Annotated in this window: 18 protein-coding genes, 4 pseudogenes and 2 CRISPR repeat arrays; of the genes and pseudogenes, 10 read left to right on the top strand and 12 right to left on the bottom strand. The window is 69.9% G+C overall.

All coding sequences use genetic code 11. From position 1 onward, the window contains the following. Positions 1-86 precede the first annotated feature (86 nt). Positions 87-593, bottom strand: a pseudogene (locus tag ND748_RS34895) (TniQ family protein); the annotation flags it as partial. 103 nt (positions 594-696) lie between these two features. After that, positions 697-1,095, bottom strand: a pseudogene (locus ND748_RS02495) (F0F1 ATP synthase subunit A); the annotation flags it as partial. Between the two features lie 355 nt (positions 1,096-1,450). Here ND748_RS02495 and ND748_RS34890 point away from each other — a divergent pair. Further along, positions 1,451-1,633: pseudogene (locus ND748_RS34890) on the top strand (hypothetical protein); the annotation flags it as partial. Between the two features lie 101 nt (positions 1,634-1,734). On the opposite strand, the gene ND748_RS02490 reads toward ND748_RS34890, so the two are convergent. After that, the gene (locus ND748_RS02490; protein ID WP_251743766.1) at positions 1,735-2,592 is read right to left on the bottom strand and encodes a helix-turn-helix transcriptional regulator; all 858 of its coding nucleotides are present in this window, start codon (positions 2,590-2,592) and stop codon (positions 1,735-1,737) included. 138 nt (positions 2,593-2,730) lie between these two features. Between ND748_RS02490 and ND748_RS02485 the strand changes: the two genes are divergently transcribed. After that, positions 2,731-3,432, top strand: coding sequence for an SDR family oxidoreductase (locus ND748_RS02485; protein WP_251743765.1), 702 nt, complete (start codon positions 2,731-2,733; stop codon positions 3,430-3,432). 31 nt (positions 3,433-3,463) lie between these two features. On the opposite strand, the gene ND748_RS02480 is transcribed toward ND748_RS02485, so the two are convergent. Beyond that, entirely contained in the window at positions 3,464-4,399 is a 936-nt protein-coding gene (locus ND748_RS02480) for a helix-turn-helix transcriptional regulator (RefSeq protein ID WP_251743764.1), read from the bottom strand. A gap of 101 nt (positions 4,400-4,500) precedes the next feature. Here ND748_RS02480 and ND748_RS02475 point away from each other — a divergent pair. Continuing rightward, positions 4,501-5,760 (top strand): annotated as a pseudogene (locus tag ND748_RS02475) (MFS transporter); the annotation flags it as partial. A gap of 231 nt (positions 5,761-5,991) precedes the next feature. Here the strand turns inward: ND748_RS02475 and ND748_RS34885 are convergent. After that, entirely contained in the window at positions 5,992-6,660 is a 669-nt protein-coding gene (locus ND748_RS34885; protein ID WP_374215825.1) for an O-methyltransferase, read from the bottom strand. Between the two features lie 179 nt (positions 6,661-6,839). Continuing rightward, a complete protein-coding gene (locus ND748_RS02465; RefSeq protein ID WP_251743763.1) occupies positions 6,840-7,673 on the bottom strand; it encodes a siderophore-interacting protein in 834 nt (277 codons plus the stop codon). 107 nt (positions 7,674-7,780) lie between these two features. Between ND748_RS02465 and ND748_RS02460 the strand changes: the two genes are divergently transcribed. Together ND748_RS02460 and ND748_RS02455 are read left to right on the top strand one after the other, a co-directional pair. Next, the gene (locus ND748_RS02460; protein WP_251743762.1) at positions 7,781-8,842 is read left to right on the top strand and encodes a LysR family transcriptional regulator; all 1,062 of its coding nucleotides are present in this window, start codon (positions 7,781-7,783) and stop codon (positions 8,840-8,842) included. A 123-nt stretch (positions 8,843-8,965) separates the two neighbouring features. After that, on the top strand, positions 8,966-9,811 hold the full coding sequence (locus ND748_RS02455; protein WP_251743774.1) for an SAM-dependent methyltransferase: 846 nt from the start codon (positions 8,966-8,968) through the stop codon (positions 9,809-9,811). Positions 9,812-10,083: 272 nt separating this feature from the next. On the opposite strand, the gene ND748_RS02450 is transcribed toward ND748_RS02455, so the two are convergent. Beyond that, positions 10,084-10,560 carry a toll/interleukin-1 receptor domain-containing protein gene (locus ND748_RS02450; protein ID WP_308205574.1) on the bottom strand — a complete coding sequence of 159 codons (477 nt, stop codon included), beginning with the start codon at positions 10,558-10,560 and terminating at the stop codon, positions 10,084-10,086. Between the two features lie 66 nt (positions 10,561-10,626). Next, entirely contained in the window at positions 10,627-11,316 is a 690-nt protein-coding gene (gene cas6, locus ND748_RS02445; RefSeq protein WP_251743761.1) for a CRISPR-associated endoribonuclease Cas6, read from the bottom strand. A gap of 999 nt (positions 11,317-12,315) precedes the next feature. Between cas6 and ND748_RS02440 the strand changes: the two genes are divergently transcribed. Continuing rightward, positions 12,316-12,888 (top strand): hypothetical protein, encoded by a 573-nt coding sequence (locus ND748_RS02440; protein WP_251743760.1) that lies wholly within the window; start codon positions 12,316-12,318, stop codon positions 12,886-12,888. A 106-nt stretch (positions 12,889-12,994) separates the two neighbouring features. Here ND748_RS02440 and ND748_RS02435 read toward each other — a convergent pair whose 3' ends face one another. Both ND748_RS02435 and ND748_RS02430 read right to left on the bottom strand, forming a co-directional pair. Then, the gene (locus ND748_RS02435) at positions 12,995-13,234 is read right to left on the bottom strand and encodes a hypothetical protein (RefSeq protein ID WP_251743759.1); all 240 of its coding nucleotides are present in this window, start codon (positions 13,232-13,234) and stop codon (positions 12,995-12,997) included. A 442-nt stretch (positions 13,235-13,676) separates the two neighbouring features. Continuing rightward, a CRISPR array of direct repeats spans positions 13,677-14,166; the repeat unit is 30 nt; unit sequence GTCGCTGATCATCCCTGGAGGGATCGCAAC. 10 nt (positions 14,167-14,176) lie between these two features. Beyond that, positions 14,177-15,061 (bottom strand): NAD(P)H-binding protein, encoded by an 885-nt coding sequence (locus ND748_RS02430; RefSeq protein ID WP_251743758.1) that lies wholly within the window; start codon positions 15,059-15,061, stop codon positions 14,177-14,179. A gap of 211 nt (positions 15,062-15,272) precedes the next feature. Between ND748_RS02430 and ND748_RS02425 the strand changes: the two genes are divergently transcribed. Next, on the top strand, positions 15,273-16,241 hold the full coding sequence (locus ND748_RS02425; RefSeq protein WP_251743757.1) for a LysR family transcriptional regulator: 969 nt from the start codon (positions 15,273-15,275) through the stop codon (positions 16,239-16,241). Between the two features lie 230 nt (positions 16,242-16,471). After that, positions 16,472-17,554: a CRISPR direct-repeat array (repeat unit 30 nt; unit sequence GTCGCTGATCATCCCTGGAGGGATCGCAAC). Between the two features lie 21 nt (positions 17,555-17,575). On the opposite strand, the gene ND748_RS02420 is transcribed toward ND748_RS02425, so the two are convergent. Continuing rightward, positions 17,576-20,086: a helicase-associated domain-containing protein gene (locus ND748_RS02420; RefSeq protein WP_251743756.1), complete on the bottom strand. Its 2,511-nt coding sequence runs from the start codon at positions 20,084-20,086 to the stop codon at positions 17,576-17,578. Between the two features lie 1,151 nt (positions 20,087-21,237). On the opposite strand from ND748_RS02420, the gene ND748_RS02415 reads away from it, so the two are divergent. Beyond that, entirely contained in the window at positions 21,238-21,783 is a 546-nt protein-coding gene (locus tag ND748_RS02415) for a response regulator transcription factor (RefSeq protein WP_251743755.1), read from the top strand. Positions 21,784-21,876: 93 nt separating this feature from the next. On the opposite strand, the gene ND748_RS02410 is transcribed toward ND748_RS02415, so the two are convergent. Further along, positions 21,877-22,707: a helix-turn-helix transcriptional regulator gene (locus tag ND748_RS02410; RefSeq protein ID WP_251743754.1), complete on the bottom strand. Its 831-nt coding sequence runs from the start codon at positions 22,705-22,707 to the stop codon at positions 21,877-21,879. A 65-nt stretch (positions 22,708-22,772) separates the two neighbouring features. On the opposite strand from ND748_RS02410, the gene ND748_RS02405 reads away from it, so the two are divergent. Then, positions 22,773-24,209, top strand: a complete 1,437-nt coding sequence (locus ND748_RS02405) for an MFS transporter (protein ID WP_251743753.1) — start codon at positions 22,773-22,775, stop codon at positions 24,207-24,209. Positions 24,210-24,225: 16 nt separating this feature from the next. Then, positions 24,226-25,236, top strand: a complete 1,011-nt coding sequence (gene gap / locus ND748_RS02400) for a type I glyceraldehyde-3-phosphate dehydrogenase (protein WP_251743752.1) — start codon at positions 24,226-24,228, stop codon at positions 25,234-25,236. Positions 25,237-25,499 lie beyond the last annotated feature (263 nt).

Genomic DNA, 25,499 nt, shown 5'->3' with positions numbered 1-25,499 from the left:
AGCGAGGACAGCAATCCGCCAGCAGCACTCGGTGCTGCGGGCAGGCCGCGGCCACACCCAGCCGCCACCACAACGGCCACACCCAGCCGCCACCACAACGGCCACACCCCGCCAGAGGCAGCCAGGCACTGGGGGCAGGCGCGGCTACCGATAAACAGCGCCCACTCCCGCAACGCCAGCGCCGTCAGCGACGCGTCATGCGCAAGGTCCAGTCCGGTGAAGTCCAACACCGTGCCGGCGAACCGTGACAGGCACATCATCTCGAACGTCTCGCAGGGCAGCCCGGTCGAGGCGGTCAGCCCGGCTGCCGTGGCCTCGGTCAACGTCACCCCGCAGAACCGGGGCCGAAGGGTGCTGCCTCCAGCCCCCACCCGACACTCCACCCCCAGCCACCGGACCGCGTTCCCCGTCGACGTGCCCAGGTCGGCCGCGACCCGGTCCACCCACGACCCGAACGCCTCACCCGCCGCTGGCACGACTACGGCCGCGAGCCGACGCACCGAGGATTCCGGTGATCCGCCGACGACCCGCGCTCCTGATGGGCTGGGCCACGTCCGATCGCCAGCGGCGGAAACCGAAAGATCAGACGGCATGGTCCGAATCGTCGCGATAGACCCGGCTCCGGGCCGCCGGACACGCCGAGTACCGCCCGGCCGAGGAAAGGAGGCAACATGAGGATCACACCGTGGCGCCAGGTCAAGCCGGGCCGTTCTCTGCTGTGTCAACCGTGTGGGTGGACTCCGCCGACGCCTGCGCGCCGGCAATGTAGGCGGCGGTCAAGACCGTTATCACGTACGCCTGGAGAAAAGCGATCAACGCCTCGAACCCGGTGAGAATGATCGCCAACAGTAGCGACGTCACGCCGAAGATGTAGGGCGGCCTGGGGAGCAAATAAGTGGCCCCGAGTGAAAAGATCAACAACAGCATGTGACCGGCGAACATGTTGGCGAACAACCGCACCGCGAGAGTGAACGGGCGGATGACCAGCATGTGGAGCACTTCGAGCGGCGCCAGTAGGAATTTGATCCAGAGCGGTGCGATAGGCGCCGGGTTGATCATTTCCAGGAAGTAGGCCCGCGCCCCATGAGCCCGGATGCGGGGGCGTTCTCATATTCGGTGACGATCCGCAGCTTGTACGCCGTGCTGAACACCCGCCGCGACGGACGCGGCGCCGGACCACGCGACGGCGGTCGGGATCCGTCCGGACGCTCCTGCGACTCAGACTCCATGAACAACAGGATCTCCGATCAAGCCCTCCGTAGCCAGCCCACACCCGGGAGGGTGTCTCACTCAAGCCTGACAGAGAGGGGTTCGAGGTCGATGTGGCCCGCGACGGCGAGGCCAGGTTGCGGCAGGCCCTGACTGCGGGAGCAGGCGCTCGGCGCCACCGCCGACCGGACCGTCGCCAAGAATTGGCTGTTACACGCCAAGTCGAGAACTCGACGCGATGGGGGATCCCAACGTCGTCGAGGTATACGTGTCGGCGCTGCGCCGCAAGCTCGGCGCCTCTATGATCACGACCTGGACACCGACTGGTGAATCCGGACGCCTGAGCCTGCTTCGCGATCTCCGTCGGGGCCCGGCTGCTGCTTCGGATGCTGCGGGTGGGTGCGGGCGCTGTGGGTGTGGTTAACGGCGCCGGTAACGATGCTGGTCGCCCCGAGCGCGCCCCGCAGAGTGTCCCGCCTCGGCCTGGTGACTGTGTGTGAGCTGGTGGAAGTGCCCCACTGGGTGTCAGTGCGGGGTGCGGTCTTCGGCCATGGCCTGGGTGCCGATGACGTTGAGGAGCCTGAGCCGGTCCGCGGCGTCGCTGCCATGGGCGGCGGTGTAGGCGACGATGCGCAGGTCTCCGCCGGGAGGGGTGAACACGTCGCAGTCGAGGGTGAGCACGCCGACGGTGGGGTGGTGGACGGTCTTGGTGATCGCCTCGTGGACGCCCACGACTCCGGCGTCCCACAGGTCCGCGAAGTCGGTGCTGACGTCCCGTAGGCCCTTGATCAGATCCCGTAGGCGGGCATCGGCGGGGTAACGGGCGGCCGCCGCCCGCAGACCGCCGACCATGGCCGCCTTGAACCGGGCCTCCTGCTCGGGGGTGTGGCTGACCCGGCTCGGCGGACTGGTGAAATGTAGCCAGACGACGTTGCGCTCCCGTCCGCGCAGCGCGGACGGGTCCCCGAGCAGGGCGGCCCACAACGGGTTCCACAGGATCAGGTTCCAGGCCGCGTCCCACACGCTCAGCGGGGCGCCGTCGAGCTGGTCGAGCAGCCGCCGGACCCCCGGCGGGACGTGCGCCGACACCTGCCCGGGACCCGGCACCCACTGGCCCGCGAGCAGGTACAGATGCTCGCGTTCCGCCGCGGACAGGCGCAGCGCGCGGGCGAGCGCGGACAGCACCTGTGCGGACGGGGAGGTCGCCCGGCCCTGCTCCAGCCGGACGAGGTAATCCACCGAGATGCCGGCGAGCTGTGCCACTTCCTCGCGGCGTAGCCCGGCAGCCCGACGTACTCCGCCGACGGGCAGCCCCACCGTGGCTGGGGCCGTGCGGTCGCGCCAGCCACGCAGTGCCTGGCCCAGTTCCCTGGATCCGCTCACAGTCCCCAGTATCCGGCGGCGGCACCGGGACAGCCTGGTACTGGCAGTCCACTGGCAACGGCGGGCACTGGCTGCCCATCCGGGGTACGGCGACGGTGGAGGGGACACCAGCCCGCGATCATCGGAGATGACCACGACATGACCACCACCCTGATCACCGGAGCGAACAAGGGTCTCGGGTTCGAGACCGCCCGCCGCCTGACCGAGGCCGGGCACACCGTCTACGTCGGGGCGCGCGACGCGGACCGCGGCCGGGAGGCGGCGCAGCGGCTCGGCGCCCGCTTCGTCCAGCTCGACGTCACCGACGAGGATTCCGTCGAGGCCGCCGCCAAGACCGTCCAGGCGGAGGCCGGCGGCCTCGACGTCCTGGTGAACAACGCCGGGATCGTGGGCGCGGGCAAGCTCGGCCGGCTCGGCGAGGTCACCGCGGCCGACATGCTGGCCACCTACGACACGAACGTCTTCGGCGTCGTACGGGTCACGCGCGCCTTCCTGCCGCTGCTGGCGGACAGCGAGGCCGCGGTCGTCGTCAACGTCGGCAGCGGCCTCGGCTCGCTGGCGGCGACCAACGATCCCAGCCGGATCGAGTCGCAGGTGACGGGCCTGGACTACCACTCCTCCAAGACCGCGCTGGTCATGATCACCGCGCAGTACGCCAAGGCGTTCCCCGCCATCCGGTTCAACACCGTCGACCCCGGCTACACCGCCACCGACCTCAACGGCCACCAGGGCACCCAGACCGTCGAGGAGGGCGCGGAGGTCATCGTCCGCCTGGCGACGATCGGCGCCGACGGCCCGACCGGCGGCTACTTCGACCGGACCGGCCCGGCCGCCTGGTAAACGGTGACAGCTCCGCCGCGGGCAGGCCGGATCAGTGCCGGTGCGGGGCGATCGCGAACTCCGGGTGGGCCCGCAGCCGCGCGAGGCGGTCACGGCTGTCGTCGTCGACCGGGGTGTAGACGACCAGGCGGTTGCCGGGCTGATCGGTCAGGTCGAGGCTGGTCGACCGCGTCGCGATAGCGCCGATTTTCGGATACCAGTACACCTTGTTGCACTGGCCTGGCGGCGCCACGTCGTGGGTGGCCCACAGTTCGGCGAACAGTGGGCTGGCGGCGCAGATCCGCCGCACGAAATCCAGCCACTCCGGTTCGCGCATGTGCTGGCTGTAGCGGTAACGGAAGATCGCGACGTGCTCGGACGCCTGTTCGTGCAGATTACGGAACGGGTTGCAGCACGACGGTGTGGTGAATGCATACCACACCGTGTTGCGCCGCTCGGGTGGCGCCGCCGCCAGCGCCGGAAGGAGATCAGCGAAGGCACCGTTCCAGCTCAGCACGTCCGAGCGGGCGTTGAGCAGCATCGCGGGCAGCGGATCGAGGGCGTCGAGGATCGCGGGCACGTCCCGCGGGACGTCGTCGTCCCTGTCCGCGCCGCGCTGCGCCTGGGGCACGTCGGCCAGCCGGTAGAGATGCTGCCGCTCGGCGTCGTCGAGGCGCAGCGTGCGGGCGACCGCGTCGAGAACCTGGGCGCTGGCGTTGATGGGACGGCCCTGCTCCAGCCAGGTGTACCAGGTGACGCCCACCCCGGCGAGCTGCGCGACCTCCTCGCGGCGCAGCCCGGGGGTACGCCGGCGGGGGCCGGGCGGCATGCCGACCTCCTGCGGGCTGATGCGCTCGCGCCGGCTGCGCAGGAACAACGCCAGCTCGCCGCGCCGTCGCCCGGAGCGGGCGACGGCCCGAACCGACACGGTCTGCGACGCGGCGGAGATGTCCCGCACCGCGGCCGGGACTGTCACGGGCGTCGTCATGGCTACAGCCTCGCCGGAGCCGTGAGGATGCGCCAGGTGCTGTCAGTACCAGCATCAACAGGCTCGCGTTACCAGTACCGGGTCGGCCTCACGCTGTGCCCATGTCACGGAACACGTCTGCTGCCCCTGCACCGTCATCACGTCGTGAACCGCTTACCCGGCATGGACCTTCCAGCCCCCAGGCCACCCGGCCCGCCGCCGGGGCGGCCCGGGGCAGCGGGGTGCTGCTCGCCGTCATCCTGGCCGGGCAGTTCATGGCGAACCTCGACGTCAGCATCGTGAACGTCGCCCTGCCCACGCTGCGGGCCGACCTGCACGTCTCCGACGCCGGCCTGCAGCTGGTCGCCGCCGGCTACATCCTCACCTTCGCCGTACTCCTGATCACCGGTGCTCGCCTGGGCGGGCTCATCGGCCACCGGCGGGCATTCCTGCTCGGCCTCGCGGGATTCACCCTCACCTCCGCCGCCTGCGGGGTGGCGCCGCAGGCGGGGACGCTCATCGCCGTCCGGTTCCTGCAGGGCGCCAGCGCCGCGCTGATGACTCCGCAGGTGATGAGCCTGATTCAGCGCAACTTCGCTGGGCCCGCGCGGGCCCGGGCGCTGGGGTACTACGGGGCCGTGCTCGCCGGCGGGGTGGTCGTCGGCCAGGCTGCCGGCGGCCTGCTCGTCAGCGCCGACCTGTTCGACACCGGCTGGCGGGCGGTGTTCCTCGTCAACGTTCCGATCGGACTGCTGCTGCTCGTCACCGCGCCGCGGGTCCTGCCGCGGGACGAGGAGCTGCACGGGTCGTCGCTGGACGTGCCGGGCCTGCTCGTCCTGTCCGCGACGGTGCTGCTGTTCGTGCTGCCGCTGGTGCTGGGCCACGACCTGGGCTGGCCGGTGTGGACATTCGTGGCGCTGGCCTCCTCCGTCGTGCTGGCCGTCGTGTTCGTGGCCGTGGAGCGGCACGTGTCCGCAGCCGGTGGACGTCCGCTGATCTCGGGCCGCGTCCTGCGTGCCCCCGGCATGGCGGCGGCGGCCGGGACGCTGGTGCTGGCGCCGTCGACGTGGGGGGCCTTCCTGTTCACCACGACGCTGCACCTGCAGGGCGGGCTGGAGATGAGCCCGCTTCGCTCGGGGATCGCGTTCATCCCCTGCGTCGCCGCCTTCGGCCTGACGAGCACCTCCTGGCAGCGGCTGCCCGCGGCCTGGCACCGGCCGCTGATCCCGATCGGGTTCGCCTTCGCCGCCGCGTCCTACCTGCTCCTCGGCCCGACGGCCGGCGGCGGCGCGGGTTACGAGGTGGCCACCGCGCTGATCGGGCTGGGCCTCGGCGTCCTGTCCACCACCATCTCGGTAGCCCTGGCCCATGTCCCCGTCGAGGACGCCTCCGACGCCAGCGGCCTGCTGCTGACGCTGATGCAGCTCGGCCAGGTCATCGGCCTGGCCACCATCGGCACACTGTTCCTTACCGTCGTCGACGACGGCGGCTCGACCCGGCACGCCGAGCAGGACATCAGCTGGGCGTTGTCCGCCGTCGCGCTGCTCGCCGCGGCCAGCGCCGCGTTCCTGACCCGCGGCACGGCCCGGCAGCCCGCCTCGACTGCGGCAGGGTCAGTGGCGCAGGGCGAGGTCGACGCCGTCGTCGAGGGGGATCTCGACAGGGGTGTAGCCGTTGCGCGGGGTGCGGACGTAGTCGAGGTAGTCACGGGTCTCGTCGGGGAACAGGGTGACGTCGTCGGCGACGATGAGGGCGCCCGGGGCGAGCCGGGGTTCGAGCATGCGCAGCAGCGGCAGGTAGAGCTGGTTCCAGCCGTCGAGGACCAGTAGGTCGATGGGTCCGGGCAGCTCGCGCAGGGTCTCGAAGGCGTCCCCCGGCCGGACCTCGACGAGCGCGGCCAGGCCGGCCTCGGCGAGGTTCCCGGCCGCGGCCTTCGCCTTGACCGCCGACAGCTCGGTGGTGATGATGCGGCCGGCGCCGTTGTCCCGCGCGGCCGCCGCGAGATGGATCGCCGAGATGCCGTAGGACGTGCCGAACTCGACGGTCAGCGCCGGCCGGTTCGCGCGGGCGAGCAGGTAGAGCAGCGTGCCGACCTCTCGCGACACCGGCATGTAGACGTCGGCGGCGAGGTCGGCCAGCTCCGCCGGAGTGAAGTCCCCGACGGTCCGGTCGGGCCCCACCGCCGACCGGAAGGTGTCCAGGGTGATGGCGTCCTTCTCGGCGGCGGCGAACGAGCGGTCGAGGACCGCGCTGACGGCGGCGTCCTGCAGAGCTGCGGGCATGCGGAATCAATCCCTCTCGAAAGGCCGATGGTCTGGGCCCGGCAGCCCTCGTCGGGTACGAGGGCGTGCTGGTCGGGTGAGTGCTGGTCCGGTGCGTGCTGGTCCGGTGCGCGCCGGGATGACGGCCCGCCCCCGATCGGGCGGCCGGTTGCGGGGGGTGGATGTGTCAGTGCTCGGTGTTAGTCCATGCCGCGCTTGCCCGGGGTCCAGAACGGCTGGGTGTGGACGTCCCGGCGGGGCCAGCCGCGGTCGTTGACGAGGTGGTCGCGGACGGCCTGGACGGTGCGGGCCTCACCGGCGACGTAGGCGACGCCCGGTTCGGCGGGCAGGTCGAGCCCGGCGACGGCGGCCGGCAGCAGCGCCGAGCTCGCGGCCGGTGCCCCGTGGCGGTGCACCCACGTCAGGGTCGGGGCCGCCGCCCCGGGCAGCGGGAGCTCGTCGTCCGCTTCGTCGCATTCGAAGACGGCGAAGGCCCGCGCCGTGTCGGGCAGGCTGCGCAGGATCGCGCCTAGCGGGACCGCGGCCGTGTCGTCCCCGGCGAACAGGTGCAGGGGTGCGCCGGCGCGGGCGACGAGGTGCCCGTCCGGCTTCGTGACGATGATGCCGTCGCCGGGCTGGACCGTCCGCGACCAGCTCGCCCCCGGAGCTTCGCCGCCGTGGTCGTAGACGGCGAGCTCCAGGCGCCCGGCCGGGTCGTAGTCCCAGACGGAGTAGGTGCGTTTGAGGTCGCGGGGCCCACGGCGCCACGAGGCAAGCGCGGTCGGGTCGGCGAGGAAGACGGTCACGCTCTGCCCCGGCACCCAGTCGAGCCCGGCCAGCGGATCGCCCGCGAGGACGATCCGACGGGTTCGCCGGGCCAGCGGTTCGACCGCGGCCACTTGAACCCGCAGCAGCACCCGATCCAGCAGGCGCCTGCGCGCCGGCCTCGGCCGGTCCGCGGGTTCGACCGACACGGGCGGCTGGGTCGGCGCGGATGGCTGGGCCGGCACGGCTGCGGGGGAGTCGGCGGTCACGGAAGCTCCTCGACGTTTGCGTAACATCGCGATAGGTCGTTGAGACGACTCTAGGGCTCCTGTGATCTGCCTTCAAATGCAACTACGGCAATGCGAAGATGCATGACATGCATTCCGCTGGCCTGTCGACCACCTTCGGCGACGACAACGTCAGTGTCAGTGACGGCGACCGGGCTCGTTCTGCCGCCGCCGCCGCCGCAGCCGCCGCTGCCGCCCCGGCCGGCGGGTCCGGGGAAGCCTCCGAGGGACGGGCCCTCGCCGGCGTCGACCTGAATCTGCTGGTCACCCTGGACGCGCTGTTGGCCGAGCGGAGCGTCAGCGGCGCGGCGCGCCGACTGCACCTCACCGAGCCGGCGGTGAGCCGGGCGTTGGGACGCATCCGCAGGGCCATCGGTGACCCGATCCTCGTGCGCGCCGGCAACACCATGGTCCCGACCCCGCGTGCCCTGGAGATCCACGCCGAAGTGCATGATCTCGTCCAGCGCGCCCACGGCGTGTTCGCACCGGTGGGAGCGCCGGACCTCGCCGCCCTGGACCGGACGTTCACCATCCTCGGCAGCGACATGCTCGTCGCCTCGATCGGTGTCGACCTGCTCGACCGGCTCCCCCGCCGGGCCCCCCGCGTCCGCCTGCGCTTCCTGCCGGAACCGACGCCATCAGCCGACCCGCTGCGCGACGGCACCGCCGACCTGGAGATCGGCCAGATCGACTCCACCGCGCCGGAGATCCGCGTCGAGACCCTCGGCGAGGATTCCGCCATCGCCGTGGTCCGCGCCGGACACCCGCTCACGGAAGGTCCGCTGACCCCGCAGCGCCTCGCGGCCGCCCGCCATGTCCTCGCCTCCCGCCGCGGCCGGCTCCACGGCCCGATCGACGACGCGCTGGCGGCCCTCGGTCTGCGCCGCGCAGTCGCCGCCTCCGTCCCGTCACACACCGTGGCACTGTCGCTCGTCGCGCGGAGCGATCTCGTCGGCGTGGCGCCGCGGCGACTTGGCCGCGACAGTCTCGCCGCGCTCGGCCTCGTGCCCCTCGATCTCGGCCTAGACCTGCCGAACCTGTCCCTGTGCCTGGCCTGGCATCCCCGCTTCGACGCCGACGCCCCGCACCGCTGGCTACGCGCCCAGGTCCGCGACGTCATCCGCAGATCAATCACTCAGGGTGAATTCTAAGCTCGCCACCCCGTGGGTACCGCGCCCTCTCCGACCCCTGGAACCATTGCGGGATAGGGTTTTCGGGCTGGGTCCTTCGAGTCGGATGCGCCGGTGGGGGTGGCTGCGGTGAGTGACACTGGACTGCGGGATGCGGGGTCCGAGGGATCATCCGCCGGCTCCGGGCACCGTACCGGCCCGGTGGATCTACGCGTCGACCAGCCTCACGTGGCCCGGATGTACGACTACTACCTCGGCGGGAAGGACAACTTCCCGGCTGACCGTGAGGCCGCCGAGCAGGCCATCGCGGCCTTCCCGAACGCGCCGCTCGCCGCCCGGCAGAACCGCGCCTTCCTGGTCAGGGCCGCCCGCTACCTCGCTGCCGAGGTGGGCATCCGCCAGTTCCTCGACGTCGGCACCGGCATCCCCACCTCGCCGAACCTGCACGAGGTCGTGCAGGACATCGCCCCCGACGCCCGAATCGTCTATGCCGACAATGACCCCATCGTCCTCACGCACGCCCGCGCGCTGCTGACCAGCACGCCCCAGGGCCGAACCGCCTACCTCCACGCCGACCTGCACGACCCGGCGAGCATCCTCGACTCCGCGGAGCTGCGCTCGACCTTCGACCTGACCAGGCCGGTCGCGCTCTCCCTTATCGCGATCTTCCACTTCTTCCCCGACGACCACGACCCGCACGGCATCGTGCGCCGCCTCGTCGACGGCCTGCCGTCCGGCAGCCACGTGGTCATCACCCACTCGACCGCCGACTTCGACCCGGGGGTGGCGCGGCTGGTTCAGACCTACCTGGACCGCGGCATCCCCGCCGCGGCCCGCAGCCGTGCCGAGGTGCAGTCCCTGTTCGTCGGCCTGGACCCGGTCGAGCCCGGCGTCCAGCCCCTGCACCGCTGGCGTCCCGACGCCGACGTCCCGCCCGACCTCACCGACGCCCAGGTCAGCGGCTACGGCGGCATCGCCCGCAAGCCGTAGCCGTCGCCTCCCGCCGCGCCCCGCCGCGCCCCACCGGGCTCGGGGGCTCGGGGAATGGGTCGGCCGCAGCCGCACATCGTCGCCGTTCTCGTCGGCGGCAATCAACGTCCCGTCGGCGGCGAACGTCACCGGCCAGACGGTGCCGGCGTACCCGTCGAGCAGCAGTTCACCCACGGATGCCGTGCACGGCATCCCAGATCCGCACCCGCTGATCGTTGTAGAGCCGGGCACGCCGAGGCGGGGAAGCGCGGCTCGAGTACGGGCGGGGCGCGTTAGTCCGCGACCGGGAACGCCGGAGCAGCGGCAGGTTTCGCCCGGCCGCTGACCGTGCCGCGGACCTGGGCGAGCAGGTGCTCGCGGGCGGTGTCGGGCGGCAGCCCGAACAGGTCGATGGACACGACCGTTCTCAGCAGGCCGGGGCGTGGGCAGTCCTCGATCCGCATCGGCAGCAGCTTGCGTGCGAACCCCGCCGGGTCGGCTGCCTGCGCGGCCTGCCACTCCTGCTGGCCGTACCCCGACCGTAGATATGCTACGGACAGCAGAGCGATGGTCCGTTCCGCGTGCGCGGCTCCTTCCTGCATCCGGTTCATCCAGTTCGACCCGGGCACAGAGTCCCACGCTTGGATCAGCACCCGGTAGCCCGCATCCTCCAACTGCCAGGCCACCCATTCCGCCCATTTTCGGTCTGCACCGGTATAGGAGAGGAAGAAGTCCCAGCCATGGGCCTTGGCCTTGTCTGACTTGCCCATCTCACAATCCCTCCAGGGATGATAAGCGAATTCGTACTAAAGGTGCAGGTCAGCGATGCAGCCCGGTTACCGAATCCATCCGAAGCCCTGGTTGGTACCAAGACCGAGGCCCCAGTCGTAGACAGCGTCGAGCAGGGATGAGTCCGCCCGGATGCGCACCTCGGCGGTGCTGCCATGCCGTGGCGCCCGTTGCACGACGAACCTGCGGGGCGGGCCGGAAGAAATCACCTCGACATCGTTGTCGGCGGGTAGACCGAGGAGGTCGGCCTTGTGACGAAGATTGTGGCTGAGTCGTTCGGTGAAGTGCGGGTGATCCGGATGGATATAGCGGTCCTCCCACTTGACGAGAATCGGCGTCCGCGTGGAGAAGACTGCCTCGCCCGCCCGATGGTCAGGAGTCGTCTCGAGCTGAACTCCGCGGAGGGTGAGCCGCAGCGACGCCCAGCGGATCGTCTGCCGGCCGGCTATGCCGGCCAGCAGCGCGGAGGCGACACGGGGCACCGGTGAACCAAGCCAGAGTGAGCCGTCTGCTGATGTGGCGTAGACGCCGCGGCTCTTGTGTGCGCCGCGGAACTCAGGTGCCGAGATACCGAGTGGACGCAGCGACGATCCCCCATAGCCACGCTCGTGTAGTTCCTCGGCCAGTTCCGGATCCTGACCACGGATCAGATCGTAGGCCAGGGCTCGAGCGGGCGTGAAAACGTCATCCCATTGCAACGACGGCCGGTCGGCCGCGAGATCGACCCGAAATCTCATGCCTCTCCCGTTCCATGCGTGGACCGCTCTGTCCGATGGCGGCGACTGAACCGCCCCCCCGCACGGCGAGAAAGTCTTGCACAGCGGCGACCATGCCCGGCTGGCGGGGGTCCACGCCGCGGCGCATGATCGAGGAACACCCCGACGGATCTCGCGGGATCGGCTGTGAGGGGTAATCGGCGGCGTGGAGGCTCCCGGCCGAATGAGCTGGGACGACACCAGGCGGGACGGTGACCTCCCCGGTCGGCGAGGCGTCTTCGGGCGGCGTGGCGCCATCTCGACCCCGAGCACTGGGCCGCAGCAGATCGGAACCATCGGCTACCCGAGCTGTGTCCGCTTTACCTGCGAGCGATACGGTAGGCCTTGCTCGATCACCTATAACGTTGCGGGAGCTGCTTTCCTGGACGCCAGGATCGGTGTTCCCAACGACGCCCGCAAATGCCATGGGTGTCGTCGCGCCGATCACGTTCCTCAAGGATAGCTCAACCCAGATTGGTTCGCCGATCAACGTCACGATCGGACAGCTGCACCAGTTTCACGTGGACCTACAGGGTTCCTCGCAGCTAGTAATTCAAATCGATCTTATTACCAACTCGCGGGGAAACGGCCCCATCACCCTGGACCTCGTTCTGGGGGACGTCACCATCGGCCCTGGGACCGCGGCCTCGGGCAGCAGGAAGATGTCCCGACGACCGATGTGGACGGGGGCGCCGGCATCGACCGCCGGCGCAGCGCCCCCGAAGAAGTACACCAGGAGGCGGGCCGGAATTCGCCGACCCGCCCCGCCTATCGGCCCGGAAATCCACCGTGAAAGGTGGGAAATGGACGCGCAGGTTCCGCGGAGCGGCGGGTCCTTGCTTACGAGTACGGACCGCGGCGCTGCCGGGTGCCGGTCGGGGGCGGCTGCGGGTCGGGCAGACACTGACCGTCGGCCGGGAGGGGCGGCTGCCGCTCGGGGGCCAGATCCCGAACACGCGGGTCTCCCGTAAGGCACTCGTCGTGACCGCGACCGATTTCGGCTGGGACCTCGACGTCCACAACCGCAACGGCGCGACCCTGCACGCGTGGGGTCAGCCTCCCCAGGCGATCGCCGGCCAGGTGCGGGTCACCTGGCCGCGCGCCGCCGTCCGGATCCACACCCGCGACTTGCCGGCCGCGACCCACCACTGGGTGCTCCTTGAGGACGACACGCTGCCGCTACCCACGGCAGGCCCGCGCCCGGCCCGGGACACCACCACCGGCAGGACGGCCACCCCGCCGCCGCCACTGCCGATGACGCCGTCCCAGGAACAGGCGGTGCGGCTAGTCTTCGCCGACCTGCTGCTCTGGCCGCCGTCCCTGCCGGCGAACCCGCTGCAGCTCAAGCAGGCCGCCACCCGCCTGGGCATCAGCGAGCAGGGCGTATGTGACCGGCTGGGTTGGGCCCATGGTCGTGCGCTGCAGCTTGGCCTGCACCAGGAGGTAGGGCTGACCACGCCCGAGTACCTCTACTTCCTGGTCAGCACCGGCTACCTGGCCCCGCCGACCACACAGTCCTGCCGGGTGCTCCGCCCGTGGCTGGACGAGGACTGACGCTATGGCGACCCCGAGCGTAGTTTCCCGGGCTCGCGTCGAACCTGCCTTGGGCCGGCGTCGCTCCGGCGTCGTACCGCGCCCGGACCGGCGTTCCGCGAGGTCGTCAGGCGGGATCGACCGGTGGGGTGTCCTGGTGCGGGCGCCCCGCTCGACGTCGAGTCCGGTTCCACTCCTCGATCGTCGAGCGCCGCCAGCGCGGCCTGCGGCGATTCGCCGGTTGATCGGTGTCGGGGTCGTCGGCGGCCGGGGCGTCGCCGCTCGCCACATTGGCCCGCCAGGACGACGGCGTGATCCTGAGGTGGTCAGCCACCTGGAGGACGGTCATCAGGGGGTCTGGGTCCATCCGCCCATCATCTTTGCTGAAATGCCGTGCAGCGTCGTGGCACAGGCCACCCGGCCTGGCCAGACAGGTGGCGCAGCGCCCCTTTCTCGGACGGTGAAACCCCGAGATGGAGCTTCACAGCAGGTGAGCGGACCACGAAGTTGCCGATCGCCCCGATCGCCCCGATCGTCCGAGAGCCCGACGCCAGCCAGACCGTGACCGAGGACAAGCCAGCCGGGCACGAATGGGCCGTCCCGCCACGCTTCCCGCTGCCGGTGGCGCCGGCCGAGTTCCATCACCCCGCCAGGCTGACGCGCCGGGGATCCCGACCCATCGCAACGTCTCTCGGCCGCCCCTCCAAATCATGGCTTTGACCTGCGCACTTGCACTACCGTCGATCCGCTGCAAGATCGTCGAATTGTGCCAGGTGCGCACCACCCTTGATCTGCACCTTTACTATGGGGTCGCTGATCATCCCTGGAGGGATCGCAACATCCGCCGACCCGTCAACGCGCGCTCCAGGTCAGGGTCGCTGATCATCCCTGGAGGGATCGCAACCAGGAGCCGCGGCGGATCCTGCAACGGTCTACCCAGTCGCTGATCATCCCTGGAGGGATCGCAACCTGACCCGCAGCAGCCACGGGTACGCGCCGGGCACCTGTCGCTGATCATCCCTGGAGGGATCGCAACACGAGCAGACCCCCCTGGAACAGGGCCTCCAGGGGTCGCTGATCATCCCTGGAGGGATCGCAACGCCCGACCCGGGACGACCCCGGGCAGGCCCTGATCGCCGTCGCTGATCATCCCTGGAGGGATCGCAACCTACTCGGCGGAGCATCTCCGCGACGGCGCGCTGACGTCGCTGATCATCTCTGGAGGGATCGCAACACTCCCCGTACCTCGCCGACGATCAACCTGTTCGGGCCGCTGATCATCACTGAACGGATCGGGTCGGGCGGGGGCTCAGGCGAGGATGGCGGGCTTGAGGACTTCCTTGCACCACTGGCGGAAGGTGGTGGGGGTGGTGAATTCGGGGGTGCGGGGCTCGGCGTTGTCGAGGCCGTTGTCCTTGGCGGTGCACATGTCGATCATGGCCTGCGCGATCGCGTCGGACATGCCATGTTCGACCAGCGTTGCCCTGAAAGCCTCGCCGGGGATCTGCTGGTGCCGGATCGGGCGTTCGAGCACCTCGGACATGATGTCCGCCAGGTCGTTCTGGGACAGATCCTCGGGGCCGAGCACCGGGACGTGGTCGTGCCCCGTCCAGGAATCGTCGAGCAACAGGCGGGCGGCGACGGCGGCGATGTCGCGGGTGGCACACGTCGGGTGCTTGCGGTCGCCGGACAGCATCGAGAAGAACGTTCCCTGGTTCCTGATCGCCTCGACCTGACCGAGCATGTTGTCCATGAATCCGGGCATCGCCAGCGACCGGTAGTGCACGCCGGTGCTCGCGATCAGGTCGTCCATCGCCAGGGCCGCCGTCACAAGTCCGGCGTTGCGGCCCAGGGCCGTCCCCCGGCCGAGGGCCGAGACGCCGACCACCCGGCTGACCCCGTGCTTTTCGATGGCGTCGCAGGCCGGCCGGGTGAAGTCGAGGTAGGCGGCGTCGACGCTCACGGCCCGCTCGTTCGGGGGAGCCAGCCAGAACACCGCGTCGGCGCCGGCGAACGCCTGGGTGACGACGTCGGCGTCGCTGTGCGAACCCGCCGCGACCTCGACGCGCTCGCGGGTGTGCGCGGGCAGGCGGGAGGGATCGCGGGCGACGACGCGGATGGGCTGGTCACTGGTCAGGAGGATGTCGAGGAGCTGGCGACCGATCTGGCCGGTGGGTGCAGTGACGACGATCAAGGAAAACTCCACTGGTTGCTGGCGGACACAGGGGGAGGCACCGTCGCGCCCGTGAGACTGAGGGCCCACGCGACGACGCCGTGAGCGAGTTGGCGACGCCGTGAGCGGGTTGTCTGGGGCCGCTCGTCGGTCGGCGTCGGCATCACTCAGTCAATCCGGCCCGGCGCCGGAGCTGAAGGACCGATCGGCGTCGCATTGATACCGTGCGGATATGAGTGAGCTGGAGGTTCGGCAACTCCGGTACTTCGTGGCCGTCGCCGAGGAGCTGCACTTCGGGCGGGCGGCCGAGCGGCTGGGCATGGCGCAGCCGCCGCTGTCCCGGGCGATCCGCGAGCTGGAGCGTCACCTGGGCGTGCAGTTGCTGGAGCGCACGACGCGTCAGGTGGCGCTCACCCCGGCGGGGGAGGTCTTCCTGCACGACGCCCGGACCGCACTCGACGCGGTCACCGCGGCCGGCCGGCGGGCCCGCCACGCCGGGCAGCCGACCCCGAGCCTGCGCGTCGCCCTCAAGGCCGACTTCGACGCCGGGCTACTCCCGCGGATCCTCGCCGCCTTCCAGGGCGAGGACGCCGCCCTCCCGGTGGAGCTGCTGCTCGGCGGCCGCGGCGAGCAGGTGCCCGCCCTGCGCGACGGCCGGGCGGATGTCGCGCTGCTGCCCGCCCCCTTCGACGACCGCGACCTGGACGTCGAGCCGCTGGTGACCGAGCCCCGCCTGCTCGCACTGGCGGCCGACGATCCGCTGGCCGCCCGCTCCACCCTGTGCCTGGCCGACCTGACCGGCCGATCGCTGCCCGACGGCACACCCGCCGACCATGACGGCCGTCCGCCCACGACCGCGCACACCCAGAACGGCCGCGAGCAGCCACCGTCCATGCCCCGGAGGCGGGTCACCGGGGACCAACGACCGACTCCCCTCGACCTATCGAAGATCTTCAACCTGATCGAGCTGGGCAGCATCATCATGTTCCTGCCCGTCTCCGTCGCCTCCCGCCATCGCCGGCTCGGCATCACCTACCGGACCGTCCGCGATCTCCCCCCGTCCACGCTGTCCCTGGCCTGGCCACAGGACTCCCGCTCGCCGGCCGTCGCCGCCTTCATCCGCACGGCCATATCCGTTGCGAAGGCCGCCCAGAGCGCCGCCCAGGCGGACGCAGAAATGCCGCAGCAAGCGATGATGTGATGCGTCGCCATGGGACCGTGCCCTCGTCGTCATGGGCGAGCAGGCGCCGGGCACATGCCCGTCACCCGCCGGGGGCCACGCGTCAGAGCAAGCTGGCCCATCCTGAGCACTCAAGATGACCTTTTTGGATCATGGCTCTGACCTGCGCAGTTGCATTACCGCCGGACCGCTGCAAGATCGCTGTCATGTACCCGGCTCACACCGCCCTTGACCTGCACCTTTACTATGGGGTCGCTGATCATCCCTGGAGGGATCGCAACTTGAGGGCCTGACCCGCGCGGCGACGGTCGGACCACGTCGCTGATCATCCCTGGAGGGATCGCAACGCGGGGAGCGGGTGATCCTCTCCCACTTCCCGTGTCGCTGATCATCCCTGGAGGGATCGCAACATGGACCACGCGCCGTGGGCCAGCATGAACGTCGTCCGTCGCTGATCATCCCTGGAGGGATCGCAACAGCGTGAACGGATTCCCCCAGCGGGTCGGCCGGGCGGTCGCTGATCATCCCTGGAGGGATCGCAACATGCTTCTTTCTCGGCGGGCGGCCTGAACCGCACCAGTCGCTGATCATCCCTGGAGGGATCGCAACATGTCCCACCAGTCGATGGCGGTGGGGTCGTCCGGGGTCGCTGATCATCCCTGGAGGGATCGCAACAACGGGCCGGGATCAGCCGCGCCGACCAGCCCGACCCGTCGCTGATCATCCCTGGAGGGATCGCAACGAATACGCGGAACGCCTTTCTGACCGCGGTATCTTGTCGCTGATCATCCCTGGAGGGATCGCAACTCCGTCATAGTCGTTCCTCCGGGTTCCCTAGGACGGTGTCGCTGATCATCCCTGGAGGGATCGCAACGAGACCGTGGAGATCAGCGACGGGGGCACCGGTACGTCGCTGATCATCCCTGGAGGGATCGCAACCTCTGAATCTGCTCCTGGCGCTTGCGGCCCATTGTGTCGCTGATCATCCCTGGAGGGATCGCAACAACGACACGGCGCACCAAGACCACCGACCGGTGGCTCCGAGTCGCTGATCATCCCTGGAGGGATCGCAACATGTAGGCGTTGAGTGCGTCGACGAGGTCGTTGACGCGTCGCTGATCATCCCTGGAGGGATCGCAACAGCCATTCGGGGGTGTATGCCTGCCCCACCTCCGGTCGCTGATCATCCCTGGAGGGATCGCAACATGACCGTGCCGGAGTAGATGTGGCGGATCTTCCAGTCGCTGATCATCCCTGGAGGGATCGCAACCTGATGGCACCTTCAACCGCACGGCGCTGGTCGGGTCGCTGATCATCGCTGGAGGGATCGGGCGGCCGGGTGCGGATGTGTGAGGTCAGCCGGCGGGGGAGATGGACTGGATGTTGGCGATGGCGAATTCGCGGTCGTCGTTGCGGAGGTGGCACCAGGCGTCGAGCCAGCGGCCGAACATGGCGTTGACGGTGATGCGGCGGATGGTGCGGCTGCCGTTCTTGTCCCGATAGGCGATCACCACGTCGCCGCGGGACTCGACGGCCTCGGCGAGCAGGGCGAGTTCGCCGTCGTTCAGGCGGTCGTTGAGGCCGGCGAGCTCGCGGACCAGGGGGCTCGGTGGGGGCACGCCCTCGTCGGCGTCGGTGAGCAGGCGCGTGACCAGTTCCTCCGGGGTCACCCGTCGGAGCGGGCTGTCGGCTGCTCGGGGCCGGCCGCTACCGGTGGTAGCCGGCGAGGTGCCCAGGGGATCGGGCCGGCGACCCCGGGAGCGGCCCGGGGAGGCCGCGGACGGTGTGCGGCCGGGTGGGACGATGACGGCACCGGTGGCGTCCTCGGCGACGGGGTAGAAGCCGGCGCGGCGCAGTTCGGCGAGGACGGTGTCGGGGTTCTCGGGGCTGGACAGGACGGTGGGGGCGAGCCGGGCCAGGTAGAGCTTGGCCAGGACGCGGGTGTGCAGCAGCTCGGTGGTCGTCGGCTCGTCGCCGAGGATGGCGCTGCGCAGGCCGCGGACCCGGACGTGCCCGTGGCGGCGGGCGACGTCGGCGATGAGATATCCCAGGGTCTGAGGCAGCTCGTGGTCGGCCATCGCGCGCAGTTCGCCGAGCAGCTCGTCGGCGGACCAGCCGGCGTCCAACGCCGCGCGGACGGACGCGGGGGTGAACCGCCAGGTCCCGGCGGCGCCGCGGGATTCGGGTTCGGCGGTGGCGCGCAGCACCTGGGCCATCGCCGCGGTCGGTGGGCCGGAGACGACGGCGGTGAGGTCGGACTGGAGGATCAGGCTGGGCCTGGACTCGGGCAGCAGCTCGGCGCAGCGGTCGCCGAGGGCCCTCGCCGTGGCGGCGATCTCCGCGGCGAGGGTGCGGTGCGACGGGAAGGTGGCGGTGGGGCCGGCGAGGTCGGCGAGGCCGGCAGCGCTGGTCCGCAGCGCCTCACCCAGCCCGGACAGGACGTCGACCGCCGCGACACCGAGCAGCTCGGCCTCGCGGATCGTCGCCGCCATCATGGCATTCCGCAACGGGCCCGGGTATCCGTCCAACGGGAAGAACCAGTCGATGTTCTCGGCGGTCAGCCGCACCGACCGGCCGCCGCCGGCGGCGCGCAGCAGGCTCGCGCGCAGCAGGCCGGCACCGGATTCGATCGGCAGCGGCGGGGCGATGTCCCGCTCGTCGTCGAGCTCCCGGCCCGACGGCGCGTGCTCCTGGATGTACCAGGCCAGTGCGAGCGAGGCCCACTGCCGGCTCGGCGTGGCCTGGCGCCAGGCGGTGAACTCCGGTCCCGGCACGTAGCCGGCCGCGCCGTAGATCAGCAGGCCCGCGGTCGCCGTCAGATCGATCCATACCGGCAGGTCCGCCGCCGGCAGCGACAGCCGTTTGGCCAGCCGCAGCCGTTCCCGCCCGCCGACCCCGCCACGCTTGAGTGCCGCGATCGGCACGGCCGCCGCCTCGTCGAGCAACGCCGCGACACTGCGGACGGCGTCCTGCGCCGCCGCCTGCGCACTCGATTGCACCCCGGCCGGATCGACCGCCGGGCGGGGGACGGCCGGCGGGCCGGTCAGCGTGCGGCGATGCTCGGTGAACCAGGCGGCGACGACCACCTCGCGGGGCAGCTCCGCCAGGCCCCGGACCGGCAGCATCAGGCCAGCGTGGATCAGGGCCCGCACCGCGGCCGGCCCGGCGCGCTGCTCCCGCTCGGCCAGCACAATGACGAACGGGAGGTCCTCGTCGACCGCCGTCCACAGGTCCGTCAGCAGCTCCCGCGCCGGCGCCGGGAGCCCGGCGACGAGGGCCGCCACCTGCGCGGGATCGGCCAGCAGTCGGGCGAACAGCGGGACGAGATCGGGCTTGCGCAGCCCCGCCGGGTCCTCGCCGAGCGCGCGCACCGCCGTCCGCACGTCCTCGACGAGCGCGGCGAGGCCGAGGCGCGCCGCCGTGTCGATCTCGGTGAACGGCTCCGACCAGTGGCCGTGCAGCGGCGCCAAAAGGCGGATGGCCGGCTCGCCGGGGATGCTCTCCCCGCCCTCGGCAGTGCCGCCCTCGGTAGTGCCGGTCGGGGCGGGCCAGGCCAGGCCGCGGGCGAACAGACCCGCCACCAACGCACGCACGGCGTCGCGCGGCACGTCCAGCAACCCCGCGAGGCGGTCGACGGTCACCGGGTCCGGCAGCAGGGCGACCGCCATGCCCACCTGGAGACTGTCCCGGTCGAGCTCGATGAGCGCCCGGCTCAACGAGCGGGCGTCGGTCAGCCGCTGGGCGAGCTGGCCGAACCCGCGGGGCAGCGGTTCGACCAGGACGTCGGGGCGGGCGCGCAGCACGGCACCCAGCTCCACCGGGTCGAGACCGGCGAGATACGTGGCGAAGGACGGCGTGGAGGGCATCGGGACCATTGTTACCGCCGTGCCTGACGCGCCCTCCGCCAGTCGGCAGGCGTGCACACAGAGACAACGGCACTCGTGGGAGAGCAGGACGAAGTCGGACCATCTGGTCGTGATGTCGCCGATTCCGCGACGCGGGCGCCTCATCGGGCGATGCCTTGCCGCCGTCGATCGGGACTCCTTGTGCTCAGAGTGATGTGCTCAGAGTGATTGCCGATGGGGGAGAACTCGGGTGGCGGGGAGGGCGGTCCGGGGGCCGGCCAGGTGGAATCGGCCAGTGGCCGGACCCGTCCCCGACCGGCTGCTGCGCCAGTACTTCTCGAAAGGTCCTGACCCGTCTGCGCTGTGGTCCTGGACCGACGTGAATCCGTAATCGGGCGATTGGCTGTGGGCGGTGGCTGCGCTTCAGCTCGCTGTAGATGAGGTCGGTCTCTTATTCTGCAGTAGTAGTTGCGAAGAGAGATGTATCACAGAAGGCGGGGTTGGATGTAACGGTCGGTGATCTCGGGATCTTTTCTGCAGCTTATGCCGGTCCAGCTCCCGCAGGTGGCGCGATTTCTTCATCCGACAACCACCGCATGCTGTCGCCTAGAGTAATCATCCCGTCGACGTCGGGTTCTGGGTGTATGCAATTCCGTGGGTGCTCGGCTACAATACGTTCCGCATCGAGACGTCGTACCGGTTATGGCCCATTCGCGACAGCAGTGGAGACCCGTGTCATCGAGTGAAGAAAACCCGGAATGAACCGGGACTGGTGCTCGTTCTTCCGGTTAGCGGCATGACGGCTGGATAAATTCCGCGGAAACCTGGTGTGGATAGAGAGTTGGACTTGTTGCCGCGGGGCTTGCCGGCCTACGTCGCCGACCCTGCCTCGGGCTTCTGTGTGCCGGGAGATCGTTCGGCGAAAATGGGGTGCATCTTGCAGTCGAGAAGTATCTTAATAGCCAGAAATACTCCCAGATTTTCGGGGTGGGAAGACGTGCGAGGCGAAGGTTGCGGCGATGCTCTGTGGGTGCTCCGTGTCCACTGAAATCGAATCGCGCTCATATCTGAGTCTGGTCGAAAGGGTCAGGATTCTGCTGGCCGATCCAGACCCCATCTCAAGGCATGTTCTCCGTCGATCACTGGAGGATGCCGACGGGGAGGGTGTCCGCGTGCAACTGATCGAATCCGTCGACAGCTCGATCCCCGTCAGGGAATGGAGGTCGCTCAGAAATGCGCAGGTAGTCGTCCTGTCCGCAGTCCCGTGGGAGTCGTCGATTCCAGTGGTTCGCGAACTGGTATCGCGCGGAATATTCGTCCTGCTGCTGGCGGCTCGCTGGAACCGTATCTCCCTCGGGGAGGGTGTCGCCGCGGGGGCATCGGGATTCCTGGTCAAGGAAGCTGAAATGGGTCGAATCGCGGCGGCCGCGTATGCCGTGGCCTCCGGGTACACGGTGTTCTCGAAGGAATTGTCGGACGAGTATGTTCCGCCCCTGGAGCCCGATGTTGTCGCGGCATCCACCGAACTACCGCACGCCGTGCTGACGGGGCGCGAGCGAGAGGTGCTCGGGCTGCTCGCGAAGGGCCTGTCGACCGCCGAGGCTGCCGGAGTGCTGCAGGTGTCCCCGGCGACGGTCAAGAGCCATGTGTCGCACGCCCTGTCCAAGCTGGGAGCGCGCAATCGGCTGGAAGCCGTCCTGATGGTCAAGGGCGACTGACGACGGACATCTCGATCTCGGGGAAGGGACGGTGACCGACCACGCGTCCCACGCCTCTGTCACCGACGGATTCCCGTTCCGTAGGGCCGCCCGTCAGGACAGAGCGCGAAAGCGATCGGATTCGTCCTGGACGCTGCCCGTGGCGGTCTGCCATGGGGCGGTGTCCAGGGCGAAGACGCGCTCCAACCCATCGATCCCGGACGTGGTCACGTGCACGATGCGTGGGCTGACACCATGCCGGATCCACTGCAGGTCGAACAGTCGACGGGTGAGCGCGCCGCCGAGCGCTCCGGCGAGATGATGGCACCGCCGCTCGCTCCAGTCGACGCAGTAGCGGATCAGGGGCCGCCGCGCCGGCAGGCCTGCCAGGTCGATACCGAAGGCGGTCAGAGTGTCACGCCCCTGCGCCGTCAGGACGTAGTGCACGTCCCGGCCGTACGCCGCCGCGCGGTCGTGTACCGCCCCATCCGGTCGGTGAATGCCGTCGTGACCGGTCAACAGGGCGCCGTCCGTCAGGGCACGCATCAGCGACACGCCCAGCAGGCCGGCCAGATGGTCGTAACAGGTGCGGGAACGGCGCAGCGCGTTGCTCCGGATGTCCTGCCGCAGTGAGGTGACCCGCAACGGCGGGGAAATGACGGCAAGGGCTTCCAGCGCCATCGTCACCTCCTCGCCGGCCAGCCGGTAGTAGCGGTTGCGGCCCTCCTGCCGCACCGTGATCAGGCCCGTCTCGACAAGCTTCGCGAGATGACCGCTTGCCGTGGCGGCGGCGACCCCGGCCTCGGCGGCGAGCAGTCCCGCCGAGATCTCCCGCCCACCGCACAGGGCCTTCAGGATGCGCGCCCGGGACGCGTCCGCAATCAGTGCGGCCGTACGTGCGATGTCCGGATCCGCCACGGCCCGGTCAGCCTCGTGATGCGCCATACCGGTCACGCTACGACGGGGACACTTCGGCGTCCGGCGAAGTCTCCGGCGCCGACACTGACCGCATGAGCACCGTCGACCTCCCATCCGCTCCCGAGATCACCGAAGTCGGCCCGGCGAGGCTCGCCGTGGGGCCACTCGCGGTCCTGAGCCTCGGCTACTTCCTGGTGATGCTGGATGTCACGGTCGTCACGGTTGCCGTTCCCGCGTTCCAGACCTCGCTGCACGCCGGAGCGACCAGCCTGCAGTGGGTCGTAGACGGTTACAGTACGACGTTCGCGGCACTGTTGCTGCTAGGTGGCGGGCTTGGTGAGCGGCTTGGTCACCGACGGGTCTTCATGGTCGGGCTTGCTCTGTTCGGTCTCGCATCCGTTCTGTGTGCCCTCGCGGTCGACACCGGAGTACTCGTCGCAGGACGGATGTGCCAGGGCGCGGGCGCGGCACTCCTGGTGCCCACCTCGCTTGCTCTGCTCGCCGGCGCCTACCCGCAACGCGAGATCAGGGCCCGGGCGCTGGGCTTCTGGGCGTCCATCGCAGGTGTCGCCTTTGCGGCGGGGCCGCTGGTGGGTGGGCTGCTCCTGGCCGGCCTGAGCTGGCGTGCGGTGTTCTGGCTCAACGTTCCGGTCGTCGCCGTCGCGATGGTGCTGACGACCAGGATGGTTCCTCGCCCGGCCGTGGCGCGCAACCACCGTCGGATGGACCCGGCCGGTCAGGCCGCCGCGGCGGTGGGCCTGACCGGCCTGGCCGGGGCGCTCAACGAGGCGGCCTCGGGTAGCTGGACCTCACCGCTGGTGCTGGGGGGCTTCGCCGTCGCCGTGGTCGCCCTTGCCGGGTTCATCGCGAATGAGCACCGGCTGGACCGCCGTCTGTCAGGCACCGGTTTCGGCCGCCCACCCATGCTGCCGTTGTCGCTGTTCCGATCCTTTGGTTTCGCCGCGACGGCCCTGATCGGCGTTCTTCTCAACCTGGGCTACTACGGCATTCTGTACCTGAGCACGCTGTATTTTCAGCAGCAGCGTCACTATGACGCCCTGACGACGGGCCTCCTCCTGCTGCCGTCGGTGTGCATGGCCCTCATCGCCGCGCCGCTGTCGGGTCGGCTCACCGCCCGTTTCGGCCCGTATCGGCCGATGGGCGCCGCCCTGCTTCTCGGCTCGCTCGGCTTTCTCGGCTGGTTGCCGGCGGGGGCGCACAGTCCCTACGCGATCCTCCTTTTCGCGCTGATCGCCACGGGTCTGGCAACGCCGATGACCGTCCCTGCGGCCACTGCCGCGATCATCGACAGCGCGCCGCCCGACCGTTCAGCCGCCGCGTCGGCGGTGTTCAACGTTGCCCGACAGATCGGTAACGCCGTCGGAGTGGCGCTCTTCGGCACCCTCGCGGCGACGTCTTCTTCGCTGGTCGCCGGCCTCCACATATCCGCAATCATCGCGTTCGCCGTGTTCCTGCTCGGCTCGCTACTCGCATTTTCGGCCGGGCGGCGACAGGCCACGCAACAGTGACAAGGGGAAGTTCACGATGACCACCCGCGTAGCCGTCAACGGATTCGGTCGGATTGGCCGGACCATCACTCGGATCGCGCTCGGCCGCCCTGACATTGAGGTCGTGGCGGTAAATGATCTCGCGGATCCGGAGCTTCTCGCCCATCTGTTTACCTACGACTCCACCCACGGTCGCCTCCCCACCCAGGTGACAGTCGACGGGGATGCCTTTGTCGTGGGCGACCGGCGCATCGGTGTCCTGCGGGAGTCCAATCCCGCACAACTGCCCTGGGACACGCTGGGGGTCGACGTGGTCATCGAGTCCACCGGCGCGTTTACAGATGGTAGCCGTGCTGCGTTGCATCGGCAGGCCGGGGCCGGCCGGGTGCTGATCACGGCACCTGCCACCAATGTGGACCTGACGGTCGTCATCGGGGCGAATGAGGACGCCTTCGACGGCAGCCAGTACGTCATTTCCAACGCGTCATGTACGACCAACTGCGCGGCCCTGCTCGCCAAGACGCTGCACGACGCCTTTGGCGTCCGGCGAGGGCTGATGAACACCGCGCATGCATACACCAGTGACCAGCGCCTGCAGGACCTACCCCACAAGGACTTCCGGCGGGCCCGGGCGGCCGCTACCAACATCATTCCGACCACCACCGGAGCTGCGCGGGCCATCGGCAAGGTTTTGCCGGCGCTCGCGGGAAGACTGGACGGACTCGCCATGAGGGTGCCGGTGATCGACGGCTCCGTCGTCGATCTGACCGTCGAGCTCGAGGCATCCGTGACGGTCTCCGAGGTCAACGCGGTATTCCAGAAGGCCGCGGAGGGCGAGCTGGCCGATCTTCTGGTCTACTCCGAAGCCCCGATCGTCTCCGCCGACATCGTCGGCACCTCCGCATCCTGCACCTTCGACGCCCCACTCACGATGATCAGCGACCGGGACGGGATCGGCTCCATCGTCAAGGTTGTCGGATGGTACGACAATGAAATGGGCTTCTCGCACCGATCTGTCGAGTTGGCTCATATCCTGGGGTCTGCCTGACCCGACGGCCTGACGGCCCGACGCAGACGGCCCGCCATCCCCAGTGGGATGGCGGGCCGTCGCCGCCGCCGATCTCTATATCCAGAGTTTGCCCTGGAGATATATCCGGTCGTCGTGGGCGCGATCAGACCGGTGGCCACCTCGCTCGTCGCGATCGGGAAGCGGCCAGGAATCGTCGACGCATGACATGGGCGCCGAACGGAGATCTCGGATGTCATCCGCCCGCTCGTCGCCGCCGGATTTCTGGTTCCCGCGCCGTAGTG

The sequence above is a fragment of the Frankia sp. AiPs1 genome (assembly GCF_023716945.1).
Classification (GTDB): domain Bacteria; phylum Actinomycetota; class Actinomycetes; order Frankiales; family Frankiaceae; genus Frankia.
This window is presented reverse-complemented; position numbering and strand designations above follow the sequence as displayed.

What these genes read in the sequence shown, in the direction of transcription:
- ND748_RS02485 (WP_251743765.1), top strand. Translation starts at nt 2,731, where the DNA reads ATGACCACCACCCTGATCACCGGAGCGAACAAGGGTCTCGGGTTCGAG.
- ND748_RS02460 (WP_251743762.1), top strand. Translation starts at nt 7,781, where the DNA reads ATGCATTCCGCTGGCCTGTCGACCACCTTCGGCGACGACAACGTCAGT.
- ND748_RS02420 (WP_251743756.1), bottom strand. Translation starts at nt 20,086, where the DNA reads ATGCCCTCCACGCCGTCCTTCGCCACGTATCTCGCCGGTCTCGACCCG.
- ND748_RS02450 (WP_308205574.1), bottom strand. Translation starts at nt 10,560, where the DNA reads ATGGGCAAGTCAGACAAGGCCAAGGCCCATGGCTGGGACTTCTTCCTC.
- cas6 (WP_251743761.1), bottom strand. Translation starts at nt 11,316, where the DNA reads ATGAGATTTCGGGTCGATCTCGCGGCCGACCGGCCGTCGTTGCAATGG.
- ND748_RS34885 (WP_374215825.1), bottom strand. Translation starts at nt 6,660, where the DNA reads ATGCCCGCAGCTCTGCAGGACGCCGCCGTCAGCGCGGTCCTCGACCGC.
- ND748_RS02425 (WP_251743757.1), top strand. Translation starts at nt 15,273, where the DNA reads ATGAGTGAGCTGGAGGTTCGGCAACTCCGGTACTTCGTGGCCGTCGCC.
- ND748_RS02410 (WP_251743754.1), bottom strand. Translation starts at nt 22,707, where the DNA reads ATGGCGCATCACGAGGCTGACCGGGCCGTGGCGGATCCGGACATCGCA.
- gap (WP_251743752.1), top strand. Translation starts at nt 24,226, where the DNA reads ATGACCACCCGCGTAGCCGTCAACGGATTCGGTCGGATTGGCCGGACC.
- ND748_RS02480 (WP_251743764.1), bottom strand. Translation starts at nt 4,399, where the DNA reads ATGACGACGCCCGTGACAGTCCCGGCCGCGGTGCGGGACATCTCCGCC.
- ND748_RS02405 (WP_251743753.1), top strand. Translation starts at nt 22,773, where the DNA reads ATGAGCACCGTCGACCTCCCATCCGCTCCCGAGATCACCGAAGTCGGC.
- ND748_RS02435 (WP_251743759.1), bottom strand. Translation starts at nt 13,234, where the DNA reads ATGGACCCAGACCCCCTGATGACCGTCCTCCAGGTGGCTGACCACCTC.